The organism is Dactylosporangium sp. NPDC005555, assembly GCF_040605635.1.
Taxonomy (GTDB): domain Bacteria; phylum Actinomycetota; class Actinomycetes; order Mycobacteriales; family Micromonosporaceae; genus Dactylosporangium.
In genome coordinates this window covers 101986-121132 of the sequence record NZ_JBEXDG010000007.1, presented here as the reverse complement: position 1 = coordinate 121132, position 19147 = coordinate 101986, and the positions used below count along the sequence as shown (strand labels likewise).

Below are 19147 nucleotides of genomic sequence, written 5' to 3'. Positions count from 1 at the left end.
GCCGGCGGCATGAGTGGTCTGGAGCGCAGCGGAAGAGCCGCGAATCGGCATGGCAGTTTTGGCTCAGGCAGACGGTGGAGCGAAGCGGAGCCGGCGGCATGAGTGGTCTGGAGCGCAGCGGAAGAGCCGCGAACCAGGAAGGCAGGCTGGCCGGTCGCGTCGCCGTGGTGACCGGGGCGAGCCGGGGCATCGGCTTCGGCATCGCCCGGCGGTTCGTCGAGGAGGGCGCGAAGGTGTGCGTCACCGCCCGCAAGCCCGACGCCCTGGACGAGGCGGTCGCCGCCCTCGGCGGGCCGGTCAACGCCGTCGCCGTCGCCGGTCGCGCCGACGACCCGGAGCACCGTGCCGACGCCGTCCGCCGGGTCGCGGACCTGTTCGGCCCGCCGGACATCCTGGTCAACAACACCGGCATCAACCCCGTGTACGGCTCGCTGCTGGAGCTCGACCTCGACGCCGCCCGCAAGATCTTCGAGGTGAACGTGCTCAGCGCCCTCGGCTGGGTGCAGGAGATCTTCCGCGGACCGCCGGACCGGGGCGGCGCGGTCGTCAACGTGTCGTCGGTGTCGGCGATCCACCCGCCGGCCGGCATCGCCTTCTACGGCGTCACCAAGGCCGCCCTCAACCACCTCACGTCGTGCCTGGCCGTCGAGCTCGCGCCGGCCGTCCGGGTCAACGCGGTCGCCCCGGCCGTCGTGAAGACCCGCTTCGCCGCCGCCCTGTACGAGGGCCGCGAGGAGGATGTGGCCGCGCTCTATCCGATGCGCCGGCTCGGCGTCCCGCAGGACGTGGCGGGCGCCGCCGCGTTCCTCGCCTCCGACGAGGCGAGCTGGATCACCGGCCAGACCCTCGTCGTCGACGGCGGCGTCACGCTCGCCCGGAGGGCCGGATGATGCCCGGAGGACTGGAGCTCAACGGCGCCGCCGTCGTCATCACCGGCGGCGGCTCCGGGATCGGCGCGGCCCTCGCCCGCCGGTTCGCCGCGCTCGGCGCCCAGGTGGTCGTCAACGACCTCGACACCGCCGCCGCCCGCCGTGTCGCCTACGAGATCGACGGCCTCGCGTTCTCCGGTGACGTCGCCGACGCCGACGAGGTCGACCGGCTCGTCGACTTCGCCTGGGACAAGCTCGGCGCCCTGGACCTGTTCTGCGCCAACGCCGGTGTCGCGCCCGGGGGTGACGCGACCGCCCCCGACACCGCGTGGCAGCAGGCGTGGCAGGTCAACGTCATGGCGCACGTCTACGCGTCCCGGGCCCTCCTGCCGCGCTGGCTCGCCAAAGGTCAGGGCCGGCTGCTCGCCACCGTCTCCGCCGCCGGCATGCTCACGCTGCTGGGCAAGGCGCCGTACGCGGTGACCAAGCACGCCGCATTCGCCTACGCGGAGTGGCTGCGCTGCACGTACGCCCACCGCGGCATCGTCGTGCAGGCGCTGTGCCCGCAAGGGGTCCAGACACCGATGCTCGCCCGCGGCGAAGGACCCAGCCGGGGCCTGCTCGACCGCACCGCCCTCACCCCCGAGCGGGTCGCGGACCACGTCGTGGAAGGGCTCGCCGGCGACCGGTTCCTGATCCTGCCGCATCCCGAGGTCGCCACGTACTACTCCCGCCGCGCCGAGGACCCCGACCGGTGGCTCAACGGCATGAATCGGCTCCAGCGGAAGATCGACCAGGGACGGCTGTGATGGACTTCCGATTCGACGCGGTGACCGAGGCGTACCGCGAACGCCTCCTCGCCTTCATGTCCGGGCACGTGTACCCCGCGGAGCAGGCGCCGGACCTTGACGTGCTGCGGCAGACGGCCCGGGACCTGGGACTGTGGAACCTGTTCCTGACCGGCGGGCACGGCCCGGGGCTGACGAACCTGCAGTACGCGCCCCTCGCCGAGATCATGGGACGCAGCCCGTCCCTCGCGCCCGCCGCCCTCAACTGCGCCGCCCCCGACACCGGCAACATGGAGCTCCTGGCCGCGTTCGGTACACCGGAACAACGCGACCGATGGCTGCGGCCCCTGCTGGAGGCGAGGATCCGCAGCGCGTTCGCGATGACCGAGCCCGACGTCGCGTCGTCCGACGCCACCAACATCGCCACCCGCATCGAGCGCGACGGCGACCAGTACGTCATCAGCGGCCGCAAATGGTTCGCCACCGGCGCCATGAGCCCGCACTGCGAGATCCTCGTCGTGATGGGTCGGACCGACCCCGGCGCGCCCCGGCACCGGCAGCAGAGCATGATCCTCGTGCCGCGCGACACCCCGGGCGTCACCGTCCTGCGCGGCCTGCACACCTTCGGCTACGACGACAGCGACCACGGCGGCCACGCCGAGATCGAGTTCGCCGGCGCGCGTGTCCCCGCCGGCAACCTCATCGGCGGGGAGGGCGACGGGTTCGCGATCGCCCAGGCCCGGCTCGGCCCGGGCCGCATCCACCACTGCATGCGGCTCATCGGCATGGCCGAACGCGCGCTGGAGCTCATGTGCCGGCGGGTCACCGACCGGGTGGCGTTCGGCCGTCCCCTCGCCGAGCAGGGCGTCGTCCAGGACTGGATCGCCGAGTCCCGGGTGCGGATCGAGCAGGCGCGGCTGCTCGTCCTCAAAACCGCGTGGCTGATGGACACCGCCGGCAACCAGGGCGCCCACACCGAGATCCAGGCGATCAAGATCGCGGTGCCGTCCACAGTGGAATGGATCGTCGACAAGGCGATCCAGGCGCACGGGGCCGCCGGCGTCAGCCAGGACACGCCTCTGGCCGGGCTGTGGTCGAGGGCCCGCACGATCCGCATCGCCGACGGCCCCGACGAGGTGCACCGGCGGTCCCTCGCCCGGCGTGAGCTGCGCCGGTTCACCCCCGCAGGAACTCGATGAGCGCCGGCGCGTACGCGGGGGAGCGCAGCGCGGTCAGGTGGTCGCCGCTCACCACCCGCCACCTCGCCCCAGGGATGGCGGCGGCGAGCACCTCCGGCCGGGCCGCCAGGACGTCGTCCTGCCCCACCAGGACGAGCGTCGGCGCGGTGATCCGGTCCAGCGCGATCGGCGAGCGGTGCGCCGCGTGCACCTGCGCGGCCAGGGCGGCCCGGTCCGCGCCGACCGCGTCGGCGAGCAGCCGGAACGCCGCAGCCGGCGACGCCTCGATCGCCGCCGGCGACGACGTGAGCAGCACCGCGGCGAGCTCCGCCGGCGGCATGACCCGGGTGTCGAGCCCGCCGAGCTCGGCGACCCCGGCGCCGACCCCCGACAGCACGAGGCGGCGCACCCGCGGGTCGCCGGCGGCGAAGATGGCGGACACCACCGCGCCCATCGAGTACCCGACCAGGTCCACAGTGGACAGGTCGAGCTTGTCGAGCAGGCGGCCGAGGTCGCGGGCCATCGCCAGCTCGCCGTACCGCGCCGCGTCGTGCGGCTTGTCCGAGGCGCCGTGCCCGCGCGCGTCCGGGGCGACGACCCGCCGGCCCGCCGCGACGAGCGCGTCGACGACACCGGGGGCGACGAAGTTGGTGGTGGCGTCGACGACGAACCCGTGGTGCAGCACGACCGGCGGCAGGTGGGACGGCTCGCCCCAGACCTGGTAGGCGATCCCGGCACCGTCGAACGAAGTGAACTGGTCCATGTCGGCGAAGATTAGTGCACTCGAAGTGCAAATAGGAGAGGATCGAGATGGATTTCTCGCTCAGTGACGAGGAGAAGGCGATCCGGGACACCGCCCGGACCTTCATCCACAAGGAGGTCGAGCCCCTCGAGCAGGAGGTGCTGCGCCGCGAGCGCGAGCACCGGCCCGGCCTGGACCGCAGCGAGCTGCGCGAGCTCCAGCTCAAGGCGAGACAGTTCGGCTTCTGGGGCCTGTCCACCCCAGGGGAGTACGGCGGCATGGACCTCCCCGCGGTCCTGCAGTCCCTCGTGTGGACCGAGGTCGGCCGCTCGTTCGTGCCGTTCCGCTTCGGCGGCGAGGCCGACAACATCCTCTACTTCGCCGACGACGAGCAGCGCCGCGAGTACCTCGTGCCCACCGTCGAGGGCGAGCGGATCTCCTGCTTCGCGATCACCGAACCGGGCGCCGGCTCCGACGCCGCGAACATCTCCTTCGGCGCCCGCCGCGACGGCGACGACTGGATCCTGAGCGGCGAGAAGACGTTCATCACCAACGGCAACGACGCCGACTTCACGATCGTCATCGCCGTCACCGACCGGGACAAGGACGTCCGCAAGGGCGGCGCGACCGCGTTCCTCGTCGACCGGGCGATGGGCTGGCGCTCGGAGCCCATCGCGACCATGGGCGAGGGCGGCCCCGCGTCGCTGATCTTCGACGACGTCCGCGTGCCCGCCCGCAACGTCCTCGGCGAGATCGGCCAGGGCTTCGACCTCGCGATGCGCTGGATCGGCAAGGGCCGCTACATCATCCCGTCGCACGCGCTCGGCATCGCGGAACGCGCGCTGCGCATGGCGATCGAGCACGCCAACACCCGCCACACCTTCGGCCGCCCGATCGGGCAGAACCAGGCCATCCAGTGGATGATCGCGGACTCCGAGGTCGAGCTGGAGGCCGCCCGCTGGCTCGTGCTGCGCGCGGCGTGGACCGTCGACCAGGGACTCGACCCGCGCCACACGTCGTCGATGGCCAAGTTGTACGGCGCGAACATGGTCAACGCGATCGTCGACCGGGTCATGCAGATCCACGGCGGCATGGGGTACACGCGCGAACTGCCGATCGAGCGCTGGTACCGCTCCGTGCGCCTCCTGCGCATCTTCGAGGGCACCGACGAGATGCAACGCATGATCATCGCGCGGGACCTGCTGCGCGGCTACACCCAGATCGGCGGGCACCTGGCATGACCGGACCGGAGCGTAGCGGAGGGCCGGGCATCATCGGCTCAGTTGTCGGGTCGGGGCGACGCCGGAGCGCAGCGGAGGTGGCGGCGTGACCGGACTGGAGCGTAGCGGAGGGTCGGGCATCATCGGCTCAGTTGTCGGGTCAGGGCGACGCCGGAGCGCAGCGGAGGTGGCGGCGTGACCGCGACCCTGTCCGTCGCGGCCATCCTCGCCGAGTCCTCGCGCCGGTACGCCCGGCGGACCGCGGTCGTGGACGGCGCTTCGCGGATCAGCTACGCCGACCTGTGGCACGAGGCGCTCGTCGTCGCCGGTGCCCTGCGCGAGCTCGGGGTGCGCCCCGGCGACCGGGTCGCGCTGCAGTGCCCGAACACGGCCGACTTCCCGCGCGCCTACTACGGCATCCTGGCCCTCGGCGCCGTCGTCGTGCCGGTCCACCTGCTGCTGACGGCCTCGGAGGTGGCGTACACGCTGCGCGACAGCGGCGCCCGGCTGATGATCTGCCACCCCGCGGTGGCCTCGGACGCCGCCGCTCTCGCCGGCATCCCGGTCGTCGCCCCGGGGGACCTGGCTTCGGGGGAGCCGCTGCGCTCGTACGAGTCGCGGGACCCGTCCGACCCGGCGGTCGTGCTGTACACCAGCGGCACCACGGGACAGCCCAAGGGCGCGGTCCTGACGCACCTGAACCTCGTCATGAACGCGACCGTCAACGTGTTCGACGCCAACGACGCCCGCCCCACCGACGTGGTGCTCGGCTGCCTGCCCCTGTTCCACACGTTCGGGCAGACCGTCGGCATGAACGGCACCTTCCGCCTCGGCGCGACCCTCGTCATGCTGGCCCGCTTCACCGGCGCGTCGGCGCTCGAGCTGATGGTCCGCGAGAAGGTCGACGTGTTCCACGGTGTGCCCACCATGTACCTCGCCCTGCTGGAGGCCGCCGCCGGTGCCGGGGAGCTGCCCCGGCTGCGGCTGTGCGTCTCCGGCGGCGCCTCGCTGCCCGTCGCCGTCCTGGAGCGGTTCAACGCGGCCTTCTCGACGTCGATCTACGAGGGGTACGGCCTGTCCGAGACCTCACCGACCGCCACCACCAACCAGCCGCACTTCGGCACCCGCCCCGGCACCGTCGGCCACCCCGTCTGGGGCGTCGAGGTGTCGGTCGCGGACGCCGCCGTGGACGAGCGGATCGCGCTGCTGCCGCCCGGCGTCCTGGGCGAGATCGTCGTCCGCGGGCACAACGTCTTCGCCGGCTACCTGAACCGCCCCGCGGACACCGCGCTCGCGGTGGTGGACGGCTGGTTCCGCACCGGCGACCTCGGCACGATCGACCCGGACGGCTTCGTCACGATCGTCGACCGGAAGAAGGACCTCGTGATCCGGGGCGGCTTCAACGTGTACCCCCGGGAGGTCGAGGAGGTCCTGGCCCGCCACCCCGGGGTCGCGCAGGTCGCGGTGATCGGCGTCCCCGACCCGGTGCACGGCGAGGAGATCTGCGCGGTGGTGGTGCCGTCCGGGTCGCCTTCGGCGGAGGAGCTCATCGCCTGGTCGAAGGAGCGCCTCGGGCGGCACAAGTACCCGCGCCAGGTCCGGTTCGTCGACGCCTTGCCGCTCGGCCCGAGCCACAAGGTGCTGAAGCGTGAGCTGCGAAGGACCGTCATGTCACCCTGAACCCCTTCCATTGGTGTTACCGACGCGTAACACTGGCGACATGGTTAGTGCATCGACCGTGCAGAAAGTTTCGTTGCGAGGCCGCGACGCCGACCGTGCCGCCATCGCCACCCTGCTCACCGCCGCCGCGACCGGCCACGGCGGCGCCCTCGTCGTCACCGGCCCGGTCGGCATCGGCAGGACCACCCTGCTCACCGCCGCCCCGCACGACACCGCCGGCCCCGCTCCGGCCCGCGCCGCCGTGCCCGTCGCCACTGGCCGGCACCCCGCTGAACCCGCAGCCGCCGGCCGGGACCCTGCAGCGGCTGCCGCTTCGGGTCGGGGCCCTGTGGGGGTTGTCGCTTCGGGTCGGGGCCCTGTGGGGGTTGTCGCTTCGGGACGGGACCCTGTGGGGGTTGCCGCTTCGGGACGGGTCGGGACGGGGGTTGTCGCTTCGGGTCGGGACGGGACGGGGGTTGCCGCTTCGGAACGGGATGCTGCGGCGGCCACTGCTTCGGGCCGGGACGCTGCGAGGTTCGGCGCTTCGGGGCGGAATGGTGCGGGGGTTGCCGGTCCTGGGCGGGACGCGGTGGAGGTTGCCGCTCCGGATCGCGGCGCCGCGCCCGCCGCTCCGGGCCGGAGCGCCGCGGGGCTCGCCGGTCCGGGCCGGGACGCCGCGGGCCGGAGCGGTTCGGCCGCCGCCGCGGGGCGGAGCGCGGCCGTGTGCGCCGGTCCGGGGCGGGACGCCGGCGTCGAGCTGACGGTGAGCGGCTGCCCGGCGGAGGCCGGACTGCCGTACGCCGCGCTGCATCGCCTGCTGCCGCACCTCGACGACCTGCCGTTGGGCGGCGGTCACGGCGGTGCGGTGCCCGACCGGCTCGCCGCGGGGCTTGCCGTCCTCGGTGCCCTGCGCGCCCTGGCCCGGAAGTCCCGCGGGCCGGTGGTGTGCCGCATCGACGACGCGCAGTGGCTGGACCGGCCCTCCCTGGACGCCCTGGCCCTCGCCGCCCGGCGGATCGGCGGCGACCGGATCGCGATGCTGTTCGCACTGCGCGACACGCCCGCCTGCCCGGGCAGCGAGGAGGCCCTGGCCGGCCTGCCGGTGCTCAGGCTCGCGCCGCTCGACCTGCGCGACAGCCGCGACCTGCTCACCGCCGTCGTGCCCGACCTCGCCGGCGACGTCGCCGGGGTCCTCGCCGGCATGGCGGGCGGCAACCCGCGCGCCCTCGTCGAACTCGCCGCCGCCCTCACCGCCGAGCAGCGCCACGGCCAGGCCGCCCCGCCGGTGACCCTGCCCCGCGACAGTCCGCTGCGCCGCGACTACCGCGCCGTGCTGTGCTCCCTGCCCGCCCCGACCCGCGGCGCCCTGCTCCTCGCCGCGACCGCCGCCCTCACCGCCACCCACGACCTGGACGGCGGCGCACCAGGCTGCCCGGCCGCCGTGCTCCTCCGCGCCGGCCACCCCGCCACCGAACTCACCCCCGCCGAACAGGCCGAGCTGATCCACGTCGACGACGACCAGGTCCGCTTCGTCCCGCCACTGTTCGCCCCGGTCCTCTACGCGGAGGCCCCACTCGCCGACCGCCGTGCCGCCCACCGCCTCCTCGCCACCCCACCCTCCCGGTCCGAGCACAAGTGCGTGCCAGGCGACGAGGCCGTGCCAGGCAACGCCGGGTCTCCGTCATGCCCGACACGCTATCGCCGGGGTACGACACTTCCCGGCCCGTCGGCCGCGCCGCCGAGCCGGGAGCCCAGGGCAGTGCTGACCGCCGCGCTGCACCGGGCCGCTGTCGCGGACGGGCCTGACGACGGGCTCGCCGGGACGCTCGCCGCGGCGGCGGACGGTGTGCCGCCCGCGCTGGCGGCGACCGCCCTGCGGCAGGCCGCGGCGCTGACCAGCGAGCCCGTCCTGGCCGCGGACCGGACACTCGCCGCGGCCAGGCTCGCGTGGCGGGGTGGGGAGCCGCACCAGGCGAGGATGCTGCTGCGGTCGGTGTTCGCGCCCGGCGTACCGGAGCATCTGCACGCGGAGCGGGAACTGCTGCTCGGCGAGATCGACCTGCGGACCGGCGCGAGCGGCGGGGAGCAGCACACGCTCATCGCGGCCGCCGGGCGGCTGATCGTCAAGGACCGGCAGCGCAGCCTCGGGGCGCTCACGCTCGCCGGGGAGGCGCTGCTCGCGACCGGGCGGCACGACCAGTTCGTCGCGCTCGCCGGGCGGGCGCTGCGGCTGCGCAGACCCGGCGACACAGCCGGCGCGGTGCTGCTGTTCGAGCATCTCACCGGGCTGAGGGCGCTGTTCTCCGGGGAGCCGTCCCGGGCGGGCGAGCCGATGCGGCGGGTCCTGCGTCTCGCGGCGGGCATCGACGACCCGCAGGCGCTCGTCCGGGCCGCCGGCGCCGCGATCCTCATCGGCGAGGACCAGCAGGCGTACCGCCTCGCGGTCCGCGCCGCACGGCTCGCCGGTGGGGAAGGCGACCGGGCCACCGTGCCGCGCGCCCTCGACCTCGCCGCGACGGCCGCGTTCGCGCTCGGCGACCTGGACCTCGCCGTCGCGACCGCCACCGAGGGGCAGCGCCTGGCCGCGGCGACCGGGCAGGACGCGGTCGCCGACAACTGCCGCGGCATGCTCGCCGTCGTCCTCGGCATGCTCGGCGACGGGCCCGCCAGCCAGGCGTGGGCGCGCCGGTGCCGGGCGAGGGCCGGCGTCGACGTCGACAGCCAGGCCCGCGCCATGTGCGTGTGGGCCGCCGCGCTGCTCGACGTCGCCGAGGGCCGCAACGCAGACGCGGCCGGCCGGCTGTGGGGCGTGATGCGCACGGCCGGCGGGCGCGGGCACCTCGGGGTACAGATCCCCGCGACGCCGACCCTGGTCGAGGCCGTCGCCCGGTGCGGGGACCGGGCACCCGCCCGGGAGATCCTGGGGGCGTACGACGTCTGGGCGTCCAGCACCGCCAACCCGACGTGGCTCGCCCTGTCCGCCCGGTGCCATGCGCTGCTCGCCGACACCGAGGACGAGGCAGACGCCCGCTTCCGGGAGGCGATCCGGCTGCATCTCGCCGGGGACTCACCGTTCGCCCGGGCCCGCACCGAGCTGCTCTACGGCGAGGAGCTGCGCCGCCGCCGGCACCCGGCCGCCGCCCGCGAGCACCTGCGCCGCGCCCTCGCCACGTTCGAGCAGTTCGGTGCGGCACCATGGGCGCAGCGCACCGCCGCGGAGCTGCGGGCCGCCGGCGACCACGTGAGCCCGACCCCCGTCGAGGAGGCCCGGCCCGCGTTGACCGCGCAGCAGGCCCGCATCGCGGAGCTCGTCGCCGGCGGCGCCACCAACCGTGAGGTCGCCGAGGTCCTGTTCCTCAGCCCCCGCACCGTCGATCACCACCTGCGCAACATCTTCACCCGCCTCGGCGTCCGCTCCCGTACCGAGCTGGCGAAGGTCGTGTCATGACCGGACTGGAGCGCAGCGGAGGGGCCGGTCATCATGGGCTCAGTGTTTGGTCAGGTCGGCGCCGGAGCGTAGCGGAGGTGACGGCATGACCGGCACATGACGTCGTCGACGAGCCGCATGACCCGGCCGTCCAGCGCGTCGCCCGAGGTGAGCCCCGTGGTGCGGTACACCACGACGGCCTTCGAACCGGAGTCGTCGACGCCGTTGAAGGTGCTCGTGCCGGGCACGTCGCCGGGGTGGCCCCAGTATCCGCCGCAGCGGTTCGGCACGTGGAAGACGCCCAGCCCGTACGCGATGCTGGCCCTAACCCCCTACACCGGTGATTCCGCCGATGCGTGCAGCGTGCCCCGGGCGGCAGGCTGACGGTCGCGGCCGGGGTGCGCACATCGAGGTGCGCGCCCGGACCGTTTCACGGGACGGTGCGTTCGATCGCCGCCGGTCCGAGCTCCTCCAGGGCCCGCCGGCTGCGCTCGACGTTGCGCGGGGTCGGGTCGCGGCCCTCCGCCACGGCCAGGTCCTCGGGGTCCCATGGCTGGTCCGCCCCGGTGCGGACGATGACGGGCCGCCCGTCGCCCGGCTCGGCGTTGCGCGCGGCGGCCGGCACGCCTGAGATGATCGGGTCGTCATTCATGCGCCACCCCTACCCTCCGATGCCGCCCTCACACGACCTGGTGAGCACGGCTTGCGCGGCGCCGGATCCGCGGCAGGACCGGACCGGTCGACGGGCCGCGCTCCGGCGGGCCGGGAGATCCGTCACGGCGACGGGATGGCGATCGTGCGGGACCTGCCGGCTGTCCCCTCCGTCCGGGGTGCGGACGCCGCCATGATCCGCGTGGTGCCCCCGGCCCACCTGCGGCCGCCGCCGAGGGCCGGCGGTGAGATCACCGGGCGCCTCGTCATCGCCGCCGTCGAGGCACGCTGTGCCGATGCCGCGTGGCACCGCCCGCGACCGGACCGGCGGCAGCAGGCGTCCGTCCACCTGGACGCCGCGAGAAGGACGGGTCCCCGGACGCGCCGCCGGCGGACGACAAGTCCCGGGACGCGCCGCCGGCGGACGACGGGTCCCCGGACGCGCCGCCGGCGGACGACAAGTCCCGGGACGCGCCGCGGGCGGACGACGGGTGCCGGGACAAGGGTCGCCCGCGGTGCGGGGACCGCTACTGACCCTCGGGGCGCCGGCCGGCGGCTGAGAACGCCCGGTACTCCGCCGGCAGCTGCGTCAGCGCGTGCTGCACGTGCGGGCTGTCCACCGCGCGGCCGAGCGTGCTCAGGACCGCCCGGGTGCCGCGGGTCGCCTCCGCCGGGTTCAGGCCCGTGCGCTCGCGGACCTGGTGGATGAACTCCCGCAACGGCACCGGACGCGCCCCGCCCGCCCGCTGCGGCAGGCTCGCCGCGAGCCCCTCCGGCAGGTCGGTCGCGAGGTCGCGCACCTCACCGCCGCTGAGCTGGTTGCCCAGCGCCTCCAAGGTCGCGCGGGTGAGATCGGCGGCCTCCTCCTTGCCCAGGCCGGCCTGCTCCGCGACCGCCGCGGCGAACGCGCGTTCCTCCATCGTGATCCCCCAACCGTCGTGGCGACCCGGCACCCGGAAGACCCGGCACCCCATCCTGGCCGCCGCACGGGCGTGTCCCCGTCGCTCGCACGGGGTGACCGCACGAGCGCCGGGGACCCGGCCTTCAGCAAGCGACCCGCGGCGGGATCAGCAGGAGTTGGACCGGAAGTCCGACACCGCCACGCCCGAGAAGCCGCAGGTGAACGGCGTGAACCGGGAGTCCTGGTTGAGCCAGCGCTTGAACCAGGAGACCAGCGCGCGGGACGTGGTGGCGTTCGTCGTCTGCGGGAAGAAGTGGCTCGCCCCGGCCAGCTCGACGTAGGCCTTCGGCCCGGCGAGGGTGTTGTAGAACGGGATCGAGTGCGAGGAGACCGGCGCGACGGTGTCGGCCTGGCCGCCCACGATCAGGACCGGCTCACTGACGTTGTTCCAGGACTTGTCGCTGTTCCACGGTGCGAGCGGCACACCCGCCTTGACGAGACCGCTGGTGTCGGCCGCGAGGGCCTCCAGGGTGCCGCCACCGCCCATCGAGTGGCCGGCCACGCCGCGGCGGCTGCCGTCGACCTTGGACCGCACGGCGGTGGGGGAGGAGCTGACGGCCCAGTTGAGCGCGGCGAGGAGCTGGTTGCCGCGACTGCCGGGCTGGTCGTAGATGCTGTTCGTCTCGATGCCGACGACCACGAAACCCCACGAGGACAGGCGCGGGCCGATCCACGAGAGGCTCGACCAGGTGGCGGTGAAGCCGGGCGAGATCGCGATCACGGGGTAGGAGCCCGCGGCCGTCGGGTAGTACACCCGGCCGCCACCGAAGCCGGTGACCAGGCTGGAGATGCTGGCTGACGTGGTCGCGAAGCTCCCGTTACCGGTGATGTTGGCGGCGGTGGGGGCCTGGCCGATCTGGTCGGCGAGCGCCGGGGCGGCGGCCACGGCGACCCCGCCGCCCATGAACGTGAGGACGACGGCCAGCCTGAGCAGGATTTTTCGCAACGCTGCACTCCTCTCGAAACACCTTCGTAACTTCGATGGCTGTCAGTGTGTGCAGGTGGCGGCCGCTTCCGTATCGGCGAAATCACCGGTGTTCGCGGGCGTCCCGGGATTTGGCGCACGCCTGCGTATCGTGCGGGGATGCTCAGCGTCGGATCCGCGGTCGACCTGCTCGTCGTCGTCGCCGTCCTGGCCGGCGTGCCGCTCACCTGGAGCGCGACGCTCGCGCCGCCGGCCGGCACCGGGCGCGGTCCGGGCCCGTGGCTGGCCGGCGTGGTCGCCGCCGTCTACCTCAACCAGGTGCTGTTCAGCGTGTACGTCCTGCGCGTGCACGACGGCGACCCGGGGTTCATCGCGCGGTACCTGCCGCCCGGCTGGTTCGCCCTGGCCGACGGCGCCGGGATGCGGGCCGTCGCCGCCGCCTTCGGAGCCCCCGAGCTGCTCGAGTTCAGCGTGCTGCGGGCGCAGGCGTTCCTGGAGCTGCCGTTCGTGGTGCTCGCCTACCTGTGCGTGTGCCGCTGGCTCGACCCGGTCCGGGCCAGGGCGCTCACGGCGCCGGCGGTGCTGCTGCCCGCCTGCGTCGCCTGGACGGTGGTGTTCGGGCTCGTCGAGTGGGGGCTGCGCAACCCGTACACCGGCGACGACCTCGTGCTGAGAGGTGTCTCCTGCGTCGTGACGGCCGTCCTGGCGGGACGCCTGCGGCCGCACCCGACCGGCGGCGCGCCCGGGTCGGGGATCGACGTGCTGATCGCCGTCGGGTCCGCCGCGTCGCTCGGTGTCCTGGTGCTGCTGGTGTACGACACCGCGCTGCTCTACAACCTCGGCCACGTGCCCGGGCTGCTGCCGGTGGCGGCGGTCGCCGGCGGCGTCCTGCTCCTCGCCCGGCTCGCCGCCCGCCGCCGGGCGGCCGGGGTCCGCGGGCCCGGACCCGGGATCCGGGCGGTGGCGTCGGGGCTGGCCTGGTTCGCGGCGCTGTTCTTCGTGCCCGCGCTGCCCATCCGGTACGCCATGGACCTCGGCACCCCGTGGATCACCGTCGCCGGGGCGGTCGTGGTCGCCGGGGCGGCGGTCGTGCTGACCGTGCGGGACGTCGTCCCCGGCGAGCGTGCCGCCGTCGTCGCGCGGATGTCGGTGGCCGTGGTCGCCGGTGTGGTCGCGGCCGGCGCGGCGCTGCTCCCGCCGCCGACCTACCCGGAGGTCCGCATCCTCCTGGCCGCGGCGCTGTTCCTGGTCACGGTGACGGGCGTGTGCGCCGCCACGGACGCGCTGCTGCCACGGGCGCCGGAACGGGACAGGGCCGCCGCGGGGTGATCCCTGCACGACGGCCCTGAGCTTCCCGGCGGTTCCGCGGCAGACCTGCCGCGCACGACGGACCTGGGGAATCTCGCAGCAGAGCCCCCGGCTCGGCAACGCACGCGTTTCAGACGGAACCGGTGCATATGAGCGCAGGGCGTATCGGTCACCCGGCAGGTCTGACCGAAAGTATGATCATGAGGTCAACGCAGCGTGGCCGGCCTGGGCGTGATCCGTTCGCCCGGTCGGCGTGTCCGGCGTACTACTGTGGGGTGATGCGCGTCACGTCGTGTCAGGTCTCGGCGCTCCCCGGTGTCTTGGGGGCATGACTGAGCACAACGACACACGCCACAGGGTCGTCGTCATCGGCGGTGGTTACGCAGGAACGCTCGCGGCCAATCATCTGCGGATGCGGGCCGGCGTCGGCATCACCCTGGTCAATCCCCGGCCGGACTTCGTCGAACGAGTGCGGCTGCACCAGTTCGTGGCCGGCACCGCCGACGCCACGGTCGGCTACGGCAGGCTGCTCGGCGACGGCATCGAGCTGGTTGTGGACAGCGCCGCGCGCATCGATACCGCCGCGCGCGTAGTGCTGCTGGCGTCGGGCCGGACGCTGAAGTACGACTATGTCCTCTACGCGGTCGGTAGCACCGCAGCGATACCGCCATCGGTGCGTGGCGCGGCCGAGTTCGCGCACCCCATCGCCGAGTTCGAGTCCGCGCGGCGGCTGCGCGCCAGGCTGGAGGAGTTGCCCGTAGGGGCTCCGGTCACCGTGGTCGGCGGCGGACTGACCGGCGTCGAGACGGCCGCCGAACTGGCCGAGCAAGGACGGACGGTCACCCTGGTGTGTGGCGGCACCCTGGTGTCGTCATGGAGTGCGTCGGGTCGCCGATACGCCGCCAAGTGGCTGTCGCGGCACGGTGTCACCGTGCTCGAAGCTGACGTGGTGACCGAGGTTCGGCCGGATGCGATCGTCCTTGCCGACGGTACGGCGCGTTCGAGCGCAGTGACCGTCTGGGCGACCGGTTTCGGTGTGCCGGAGTTGGCGGCCGCGAGCGGGCTGCGTACTGACACGCTCGGGCGGCTACTCACGGATGAGACGTTGACCAGCATCGATGATGACCGCGTGGTTGCCGCCGGGGACGCCGCAGCGCCGTCCGGCCAGCCGCTGCGGATGAGCTGTCAGGCCGCAGGGCCGTTGGGGGTTCAGGCCGCCGACACTGTGCTGAGCCGCATCGCGGGGACCGAACCGGCGGTGATCGACCAGGCACTCACGGGATCGTGCGTCAGCCTCGGCCGGCACACCGCCATGCGCCAGCTCGCCCGCAGGGACGACACCGCGGTGAACATCTACATCGGCGGCCGTCTGGGTGCCGCGATCAAGGAGCTGACCTGCAAGGTCGCGGTGTCGAGGATCCGTCGCGAGGCCCGCGAGCCGGGTTCCGCCGGCTGGGTCAAGGGCGGTCGCCGGCTGCAGCAGCCGGCCTCCGTTGCGTCGGTGGGCACGTCTCAATGACCACGGACGAGCATGCCGAGCGATTCACCCTGTTGCGGCCGTTACTGTTCACGATCGTCTACGAGATACTCGGCTCGGCCACCGAATCCGACGACGTGCTGCAGGACAGCTACCTGCGGTGGGCCGAGGTGGACCTTTCGACGGTGCGGGACACCAGGTCGTATCTGGCACGGCTGGTGACCCGTCAGACGCTCAACGCACTGCGGGCAAGTGCGCGCCGTCGCGAGGACTACGTAGGCCCGTGGCTGCCCGAACCGCTGCTGCTCGACGACACCGACCCCTCGGCCGATGTGGTGCTCGCCGAGTCGGTGTCGATGGCGATGCTCGTGCTGCTCGAAACGCTCACCCCCGATGAGCGTGCGGTGTTCGTGCTGCGCGAGGTGTTCGGCTTCGGCTACGACGAGATCGCCGCAGCGGTGGGCAAATCCGTGGCGACGGTGCATCAGGTGGCGCACCGCTCCCGCGAGCACGTGCAGGCGCGACGCAGGCGGTTCCAGCCCGTCGACGCCGCGGAGACCATGCAGATCACCGAGCGGTTCAGGACCGCGTCGGTCACCGGGGACATGGCCGGGCTGCTGTCCCTGCTCGCGCCGAACGTCACCTGGACCGCCGACAGCGGTGGCAAGGCCACTGCGGCGCGTTCGCCGGTGGTGGGCGCGCAGAAGGTGGCCGGCCTCCTCATCGACCTCTTCCGCACAGGCGGGCGGATGCCGGGTATGCGGATCCAGATGGTCAACTGCAACAACGGTCCCGCGATGGTCGCGCACATCGGCGACCGTCCCGAAGGTGTCCTCCTGATCGAGATCATCGACGGGAAGATCACCAACTTCTACGCCGTCCGCAATCCAGACAAACTCGTCGCGATGACGGTCCGGCGTCAGATCAGCCGGTAAGGGGCCCGCAGGTCCTGGCGCCATCGGCGGCACCCTTCGCCGTCGTCGTTCTCGCCCTCAATTCGGGCGGCAGCCAGGTGTGCGGATCTACGCCGTCATCAATCCCGGCAAGCTTTCCCACCTCGACTGGACACTGAGGAATCTCCATGTTGCGAAAAGTCATGACCTTGCCCAGTGGCAGGATTGCGAAATGGGCCATCTTGGCCGTCTGGATCATCCTGATGGTGCCGGCTCTCATGCTGGCCGGCAAGCTGGGCGATGTCGAGAAGAACGACAATTCGGCCTGGCTGCCCAGCAACGCGGAGGCGACCAAGGTCATCGACCAGGCCAAGAAGTTCCAGCCCGCCGAGACCCTGCCAGCGATCGTGATCTACGACCGACCTGAGGGTGTCACACCTGCCGACATGGCCAAGGCACAGGCTGACGTCGAAGCCTTCAAGGGCATCGACAAGGTCGTGGGGCAGCCGCAGGGCCCGTTGCGGGCCCAGGACGGCAAGGCCATCCAGACTGTGGTCCAGGTCGACGACGGTAACGAGGGCTGGGCCGGGGCTCACAAGGTCGTCGACGCGATGACCAGGATCGGCGAACAGAACGCCGACGGTCTCGGGTTCCACGTCACTGGACCGGCCGGTTATGCATCCGACTCGATCACGGCCTTCGGAGGAGGTGGTGCCCTCGGGATGATCACCGCATTGGTGGTGGTCGTCATCCTGCTGCTCACCTACCGCAGCCCACTGCTGCCACTGCTGCCGCTGCTGTCCGCGGGTGGCGCCCTGGTCATGGCGGAAGCGGTGATCTACCTGCTGGCGAAGAACGCCGGGCTCACCGTCAACACGCAGACCAGCCTCGTTCTGACCGTCCTGGTGTTCGGCGCCGCCACCGACTACGCGCTCCTGCTCATCTCGCGGTACCGGGAGGAGCTGCGGCGCCACGAGGACCGGCACGAGGCGATGGCGGAGGCCTTGTACCGCTCCAGCCCAGCGATCATCGCCAGCGCCGCGACCGTCGCTGTCAGCCTGCTGGTGCTGCTGCTGGCCACGCTCAACTCCACCAAAGGGCTCGGGCCGGCCTGTGCCATCGGCATTCTCGTCGGGCTGCTCGCCATGGTCACGCTGATGCCGGCTCTGCTGGTCATTTGCGGCCGCTGGATCTTCTGGCCCGCGAAGCCGTCGTACGGCTCGGTGGGCACAGTCAAGGACAGCATCTGGACGCGGGTCGGCACCGTCATCGCCGGCCGGCCGCGGATCGTGTGGGTCGGCACCGCGCTCGCCCTCGGCGTCCTGACACTCGGGGTGACGGGACTCAAGGCCGATGGGATTCCGGGCAAGGGCCAGTTCACCAGCGCGCCACAGGCGGTCGTCGGCGAGGAGATCCAGTCCAGGCACTTCCCGGCCGGGTCGGGCGACCCTGTCTACGTCGTGGCCAAGGCCGCCTCGGCGGAGCAGGTCAAGAGCGTGCTGTCAGGCGTTCCAGGGATCGCCGACGTCGCGGCGCCGATGATCAAGGATGGTGAGGTCCTCGTTCTCGGGACGCTCAAGGACGCTCCCGGCAGCGAGGCCGCGATGCGCACCGTCGAGCAGGCCAGAACCGCGATCCACAAGATCGAGGGCGCGGATGCCCGGCTCGGCGGCAGCACGGCGATCGCATTCGATACGCAACAGGCAGCCGCCCGCGACACCAAGGTGATCATCCCCGTCGTGCTGATCGTGGTCTTTGGCATCCTCGCGCTGCTGCTGCGGGCGATCGTCGCCCCGCTGCTGCTCATGGCGACGGTGGTGCTGTCATTCGGAGCGGCCCTCGGCGTGAGCGCTCTGATGTTCAATCACGTGTTCGACTTCGCCGGGGCGGACGCGAACTTCCCGCTCCTGGTGTTCGTGTTCCTGGTCGCCCTGGGCATCGACTACAACATCTTCCTGGTGACCCGGGTGCGGGAAGAGGCCCTGCTGCACGGCACCCGGCGCGGCGCGCGGACCGGGCTGTCCGCCACCGGCGGCGTGATCACGTCGGCGGGTCTGGTACTGGCCGGCACCTTCGCGGCGCTGGGATCGCTGCCGTTGGTGTTCGCGGCGCAGCTAGGGTTCGCGGTGGCGTTCGGCGTGCTGCTTGACACCATGATCGTCCGCTCGGTGCTGGTCACCGCGCTCACCCTGGACGTGGGTCGATGGATGTGGTGGCCCAGCAAGCTCTTCAAGCACCACGACCCCCAGCCGCCCGCGGGCAGGTCCGACCCCGAACCCGCGGTCGTGAGCGCCGGCACATGACAGGCTTTCGCCGCGGCCGCTCTGGCACCTGCGGAAGGCCGCCTCGGTTCTGAGCTGGTCGCGGCGAAAGCGGGTCAACTATGAGTCACAGATCTTGAAACACGCCTTAGGCGCGCAGGTCGGTGACGAGGGCGACGTACTGGCGCTGGGCGTCTTCCCGGGCGGTGCCGGCGACGGACTTCCAGGCGTCATACTTGGCGCGGCCGACCAGGTCGAAGACGCCCGGGCGCTTGCCGTCGGCGTCGCCGTGGGTGCCCTGCTTGTACAGGGCGTACAGGCGGAGCAGGACGTTGTTGGCGGGGCGGCTGGGCAGCTGCTTGACGTCGGTCTGGGCCTGCTCGAAATCCGCGGCGAGGGACATGCCCGCCAGCCTACGTGAAGGTCGGTGGGTGATCCTCGACGAGTGACCCGGGCGCGGTGAGCTGCCACGCCTCGTAGAGCAGCTCGCGCAGCTCGTCGGCGGCGATCTTCCGCAGGTACACGACGACCCAGCCGAAACCGCCGGAGGTGAACTGCACCTCGAACACGTCGGGGCGCTCGGCGACGAGGGCGATCTGCTCCGAGATCGTCTGCTTCAGGCCGGTGGTGTGCGTGCGGGGCCAGAAGTAGCCGAACCGTTTGCCGTGCACGCTGAACGACGTGTAGTCGGCGGCGTGCGCCAGCGAGACCTCGGCGAGCCCGTCCACCATCGCCAGGAACTGTGCGTCCGATACTGCCACCCGCGCATTGTCGCGCACGTGGAAGTT

The 19147-nt window shown here is 72.7% G+C and carries 17 protein-coding genes; 10 read left to right on the top strand and 7 right to left on the bottom strand.

All coding sequences use genetic code 11. The features are described 5' to 3' along the window. Positions 1–98 precede the first annotated feature (98 nt). The 3 genes from ABZS58_RS10710 to ABZS58_RS10700 are packed head-to-tail and all read left to right on the top strand — an operon-like array spanning position 99 to position 2856. Positions 99–890, top strand: coding sequence for an SDR family oxidoreductase (locus ABZS58_RS10710; RefSeq protein ID WP_354779887.1), 792 nt, complete (start codon positions 99–101; stop codon positions 888–890). Then, on the top strand, positions 887–1678 hold the full coding sequence (locus ABZS58_RS10705) for an SDR family oxidoreductase (protein WP_354779885.1): 792 nt from the start codon (positions 887–889) through the stop codon (positions 1676–1678). The genes ABZS58_RS10710 and ABZS58_RS10705 overlap by 4 nt, the downstream gene beginning before the upstream one ends. Further along, entirely contained in the window at positions 1678–2856 is a 1179-nt protein-coding gene (locus tag ABZS58_RS10700; protein WP_354779883.1) for an acyl-CoA dehydrogenase family protein, read from the top strand. Before ABZS58_RS10705 ends, ABZS58_RS10700 begins: the two co-directional genes overlap by 1 nt. Here the strand turns inward: ABZS58_RS10700 and ABZS58_RS10695 are convergent. After that, a complete protein-coding gene (locus ABZS58_RS10695) occupies positions 2834–3598 on the bottom strand; it encodes an alpha/beta fold hydrolase (protein ID WP_354779881.1) in 765 nt (254 codons plus the stop codon). The genes ABZS58_RS10700 and ABZS58_RS10695 overlap by 23 nt on opposite strands. 47 nt (positions 3599–3645) lie before the next feature. Here ABZS58_RS10695 and ABZS58_RS10690 point away from each other — a divergent pair, with 47 nt between their 5' ends. The 3 genes from ABZS58_RS10690 (at position 3646) to ABZS58_RS10680 (ending at position 9904) form a co-directional block, all read left to right on the top strand. After that, positions 3646–4818, top strand: coding sequence for an acyl-CoA dehydrogenase family protein (locus ABZS58_RS10690; RefSeq protein ID WP_354779879.1), 1173 nt, complete (start codon positions 3646–3648; stop codon positions 4816–4818). Positions 4819–4992: 174 nt separating this feature from the next. Next, positions 4993–6477, top strand: a complete 1485-nt coding sequence (locus tag ABZS58_RS10685; RefSeq protein ID WP_354779877.1) for a long-chain fatty acid--CoA ligase — start codon at positions 4993–4995, stop codon at positions 6475–6477. Positions 6478–7177: 700 nt separating this feature from the next. Next, on the top strand, positions 7178–9904 hold the full coding sequence (locus ABZS58_RS10680; RefSeq protein ID WP_354779875.1) for a LuxR C-terminal-related transcriptional regulator: 2727 nt from the start codon (positions 7178–7180) through the stop codon (positions 9902–9904). A gap of 50 nt (positions 9905–9954) precedes the next feature. On the opposite strand, the gene ABZS58_RS10675 is transcribed toward ABZS58_RS10680, so the two are convergent. The 4 genes from ABZS58_RS10675 to ABZS58_RS10660 all read right to left on the bottom strand — a co-directional run bounded on the left by ABZS58_RS10675 (position 9955) and on the right by ABZS58_RS10660 (position 12441). Further along, positions 9955–10173: a hypothetical protein gene (locus ABZS58_RS10675; protein WP_354779873.1), complete on the bottom strand. Its 219-nt coding sequence runs from the start codon at positions 10171–10173 to the stop codon at positions 9955–9957. 140 nt (positions 10174–10313) lie between these two features. Next, positions 10314–10535 carry a hypothetical protein gene (locus ABZS58_RS10670; protein ID WP_354780167.1) on the bottom strand — a complete coding sequence of 74 codons (222 nt, stop codon included), beginning with the start codon at positions 10533–10535 and terminating at the stop codon, positions 10314–10316. A 526-nt stretch (positions 10536–11061) separates the two neighbouring features. Further along, on the bottom strand, positions 11062–11454 hold the full coding sequence (locus ABZS58_RS10665) for a DUF2267 domain-containing protein (RefSeq protein WP_354779871.1): 393 nt from the start codon (positions 11452–11454) through the stop codon (positions 11062–11064). A gap of 147 nt (positions 11455–11601) precedes the next feature. Beyond that, complete coding sequence (locus ABZS58_RS10660; RefSeq protein WP_354779869.1) at positions 11602–12441, bottom strand: alpha/beta hydrolase; 840 nt, start codon at positions 12439–12441, stop codon at positions 11602–11604. Between the two features lie 138 nt (positions 12442–12579). On the opposite strand from ABZS58_RS10660, the gene ABZS58_RS10655 reads away from it, so the two are divergent. From ABZS58_RS10655 to ABZS58_RS10640, 4 genes are all read left to right on the top strand, one after another. Further along, positions 12580–13749 (top strand): hypothetical protein, encoded by a 1170-nt coding sequence (locus ABZS58_RS10655; protein ID WP_354779867.1) that lies wholly within the window; start codon positions 12580–12582, stop codon positions 13747–13749. A 307-nt stretch (positions 13750–14056) separates the two neighbouring features. After that, positions 14057–15247: an FAD-dependent oxidoreductase gene (locus ABZS58_RS10650; RefSeq protein WP_354779865.1), complete on the top strand. Its 1191-nt coding sequence runs from the start codon at positions 14057–14059 to the stop codon at positions 15245–15247. Beyond that, positions 15244–16140, top strand: coding sequence for an RNA polymerase sigma factor SigJ (sigJ, locus tag ABZS58_RS10645; protein WP_354779863.1), 897 nt, complete (start codon positions 15244–15246; stop codon positions 16138–16140). Before ABZS58_RS10650 ends, sigJ begins: the two co-directional genes overlap by 4 nt. A gap of 200 nt (positions 16141–16340) precedes the next feature. Next, a complete protein-coding gene (locus ABZS58_RS10640; RefSeq protein ID WP_354779861.1) occupies positions 16341–18401 on the top strand; it encodes an MMPL family transporter in 2061 nt (686 codons plus the stop codon). Between the two features lie 106 nt (positions 18402–18507). On the opposite strand, the gene ABZS58_RS10635 is transcribed toward ABZS58_RS10640, so the two are convergent. Continuing rightward, entirely contained in the window at positions 18508–18762 is a 255-nt protein-coding gene (locus ABZS58_RS10635; protein ID WP_354779859.1) for an acyl-CoA-binding protein, read from the bottom strand. A 10-nt stretch (positions 18763–18772) separates the two neighbouring features. Next, positions 18773–19120 (bottom strand): MmcQ/YjbR family DNA-binding protein, encoded by a 348-nt coding sequence (locus ABZS58_RS10630; RefSeq protein ID WP_354779857.1) that lies wholly within the window; start codon positions 19118–19120, stop codon positions 18773–18775. Positions 19121–19147: the final 27 nt, after the last annotated feature.

Coding starts and splice junctions, on each gene's coding strand:
- ABZS58_RS10710 (WP_354779887.1), top strand. CDS start 99: ATGAGTGGTCTGGAGCGCAGCGGAAGAGCCGCGAACCAGGAAGGCAGG.
- ABZS58_RS10705 (WP_354779885.1), top strand. CDS start 887: ATGATGCCCGGAGGACTGGAGCTCAACGGCGCCGCCGTCGTCATCACC.
- ABZS58_RS10700 (WP_354779883.1), top strand. CDS start 1,678: ATGGACTTCCGATTCGACGCGGTGACCGAGGCGTACCGCGAACGCCTC.
- ABZS58_RS10695 (WP_354779881.1), bottom strand. CDS start 3,598: ATGGACCAGTTCACTTCGTTCGACGGTGCCGGGATCGCCTACCAGGTC.
- ABZS58_RS10690 (WP_354779879.1), top strand. CDS start 3,646: ATGGATTTCTCGCTCAGTGACGAGGAGAAGGCGATCCGGGACACCGCC.
- ABZS58_RS10670 (WP_354780167.1), bottom strand. CDS start 10,535: ATGAATGACGACCCGATCATCTCAGGCGTGCCGGCCGCCGCGCGCAAC.
- ABZS58_RS10665 (WP_354779871.1), bottom strand. CDS start 11,454: ATGGAGGAACGCGCGTTCGCCGCGGCGGTCGCGGAGCAGGCCGGCCTG.
- ABZS58_RS10655 (WP_354779867.1), top strand. CDS start 12,580: ATGCTCAGCGTCGGATCCGCGGTCGACCTGCTCGTCGTCGTCGCCGTC.
- ABZS58_RS10650 (WP_354779865.1), top strand. CDS start 14,057: ATGACTGAGCACAACGACACACGCCACAGGGTCGTCGTCATCGGCGGT.
- sigJ (WP_354779863.1), top strand. CDS start 15,244: ATGACCACGGACGAGCATGCCGAGCGATTCACCCTGTTGCGGCCGTTA.
- ABZS58_RS10635 (WP_354779859.1), bottom strand. CDS start 18,762: ATGTCCCTCGCCGCGGATTTCGAGCAGGCCCAGACCGACGTCAAGCAG.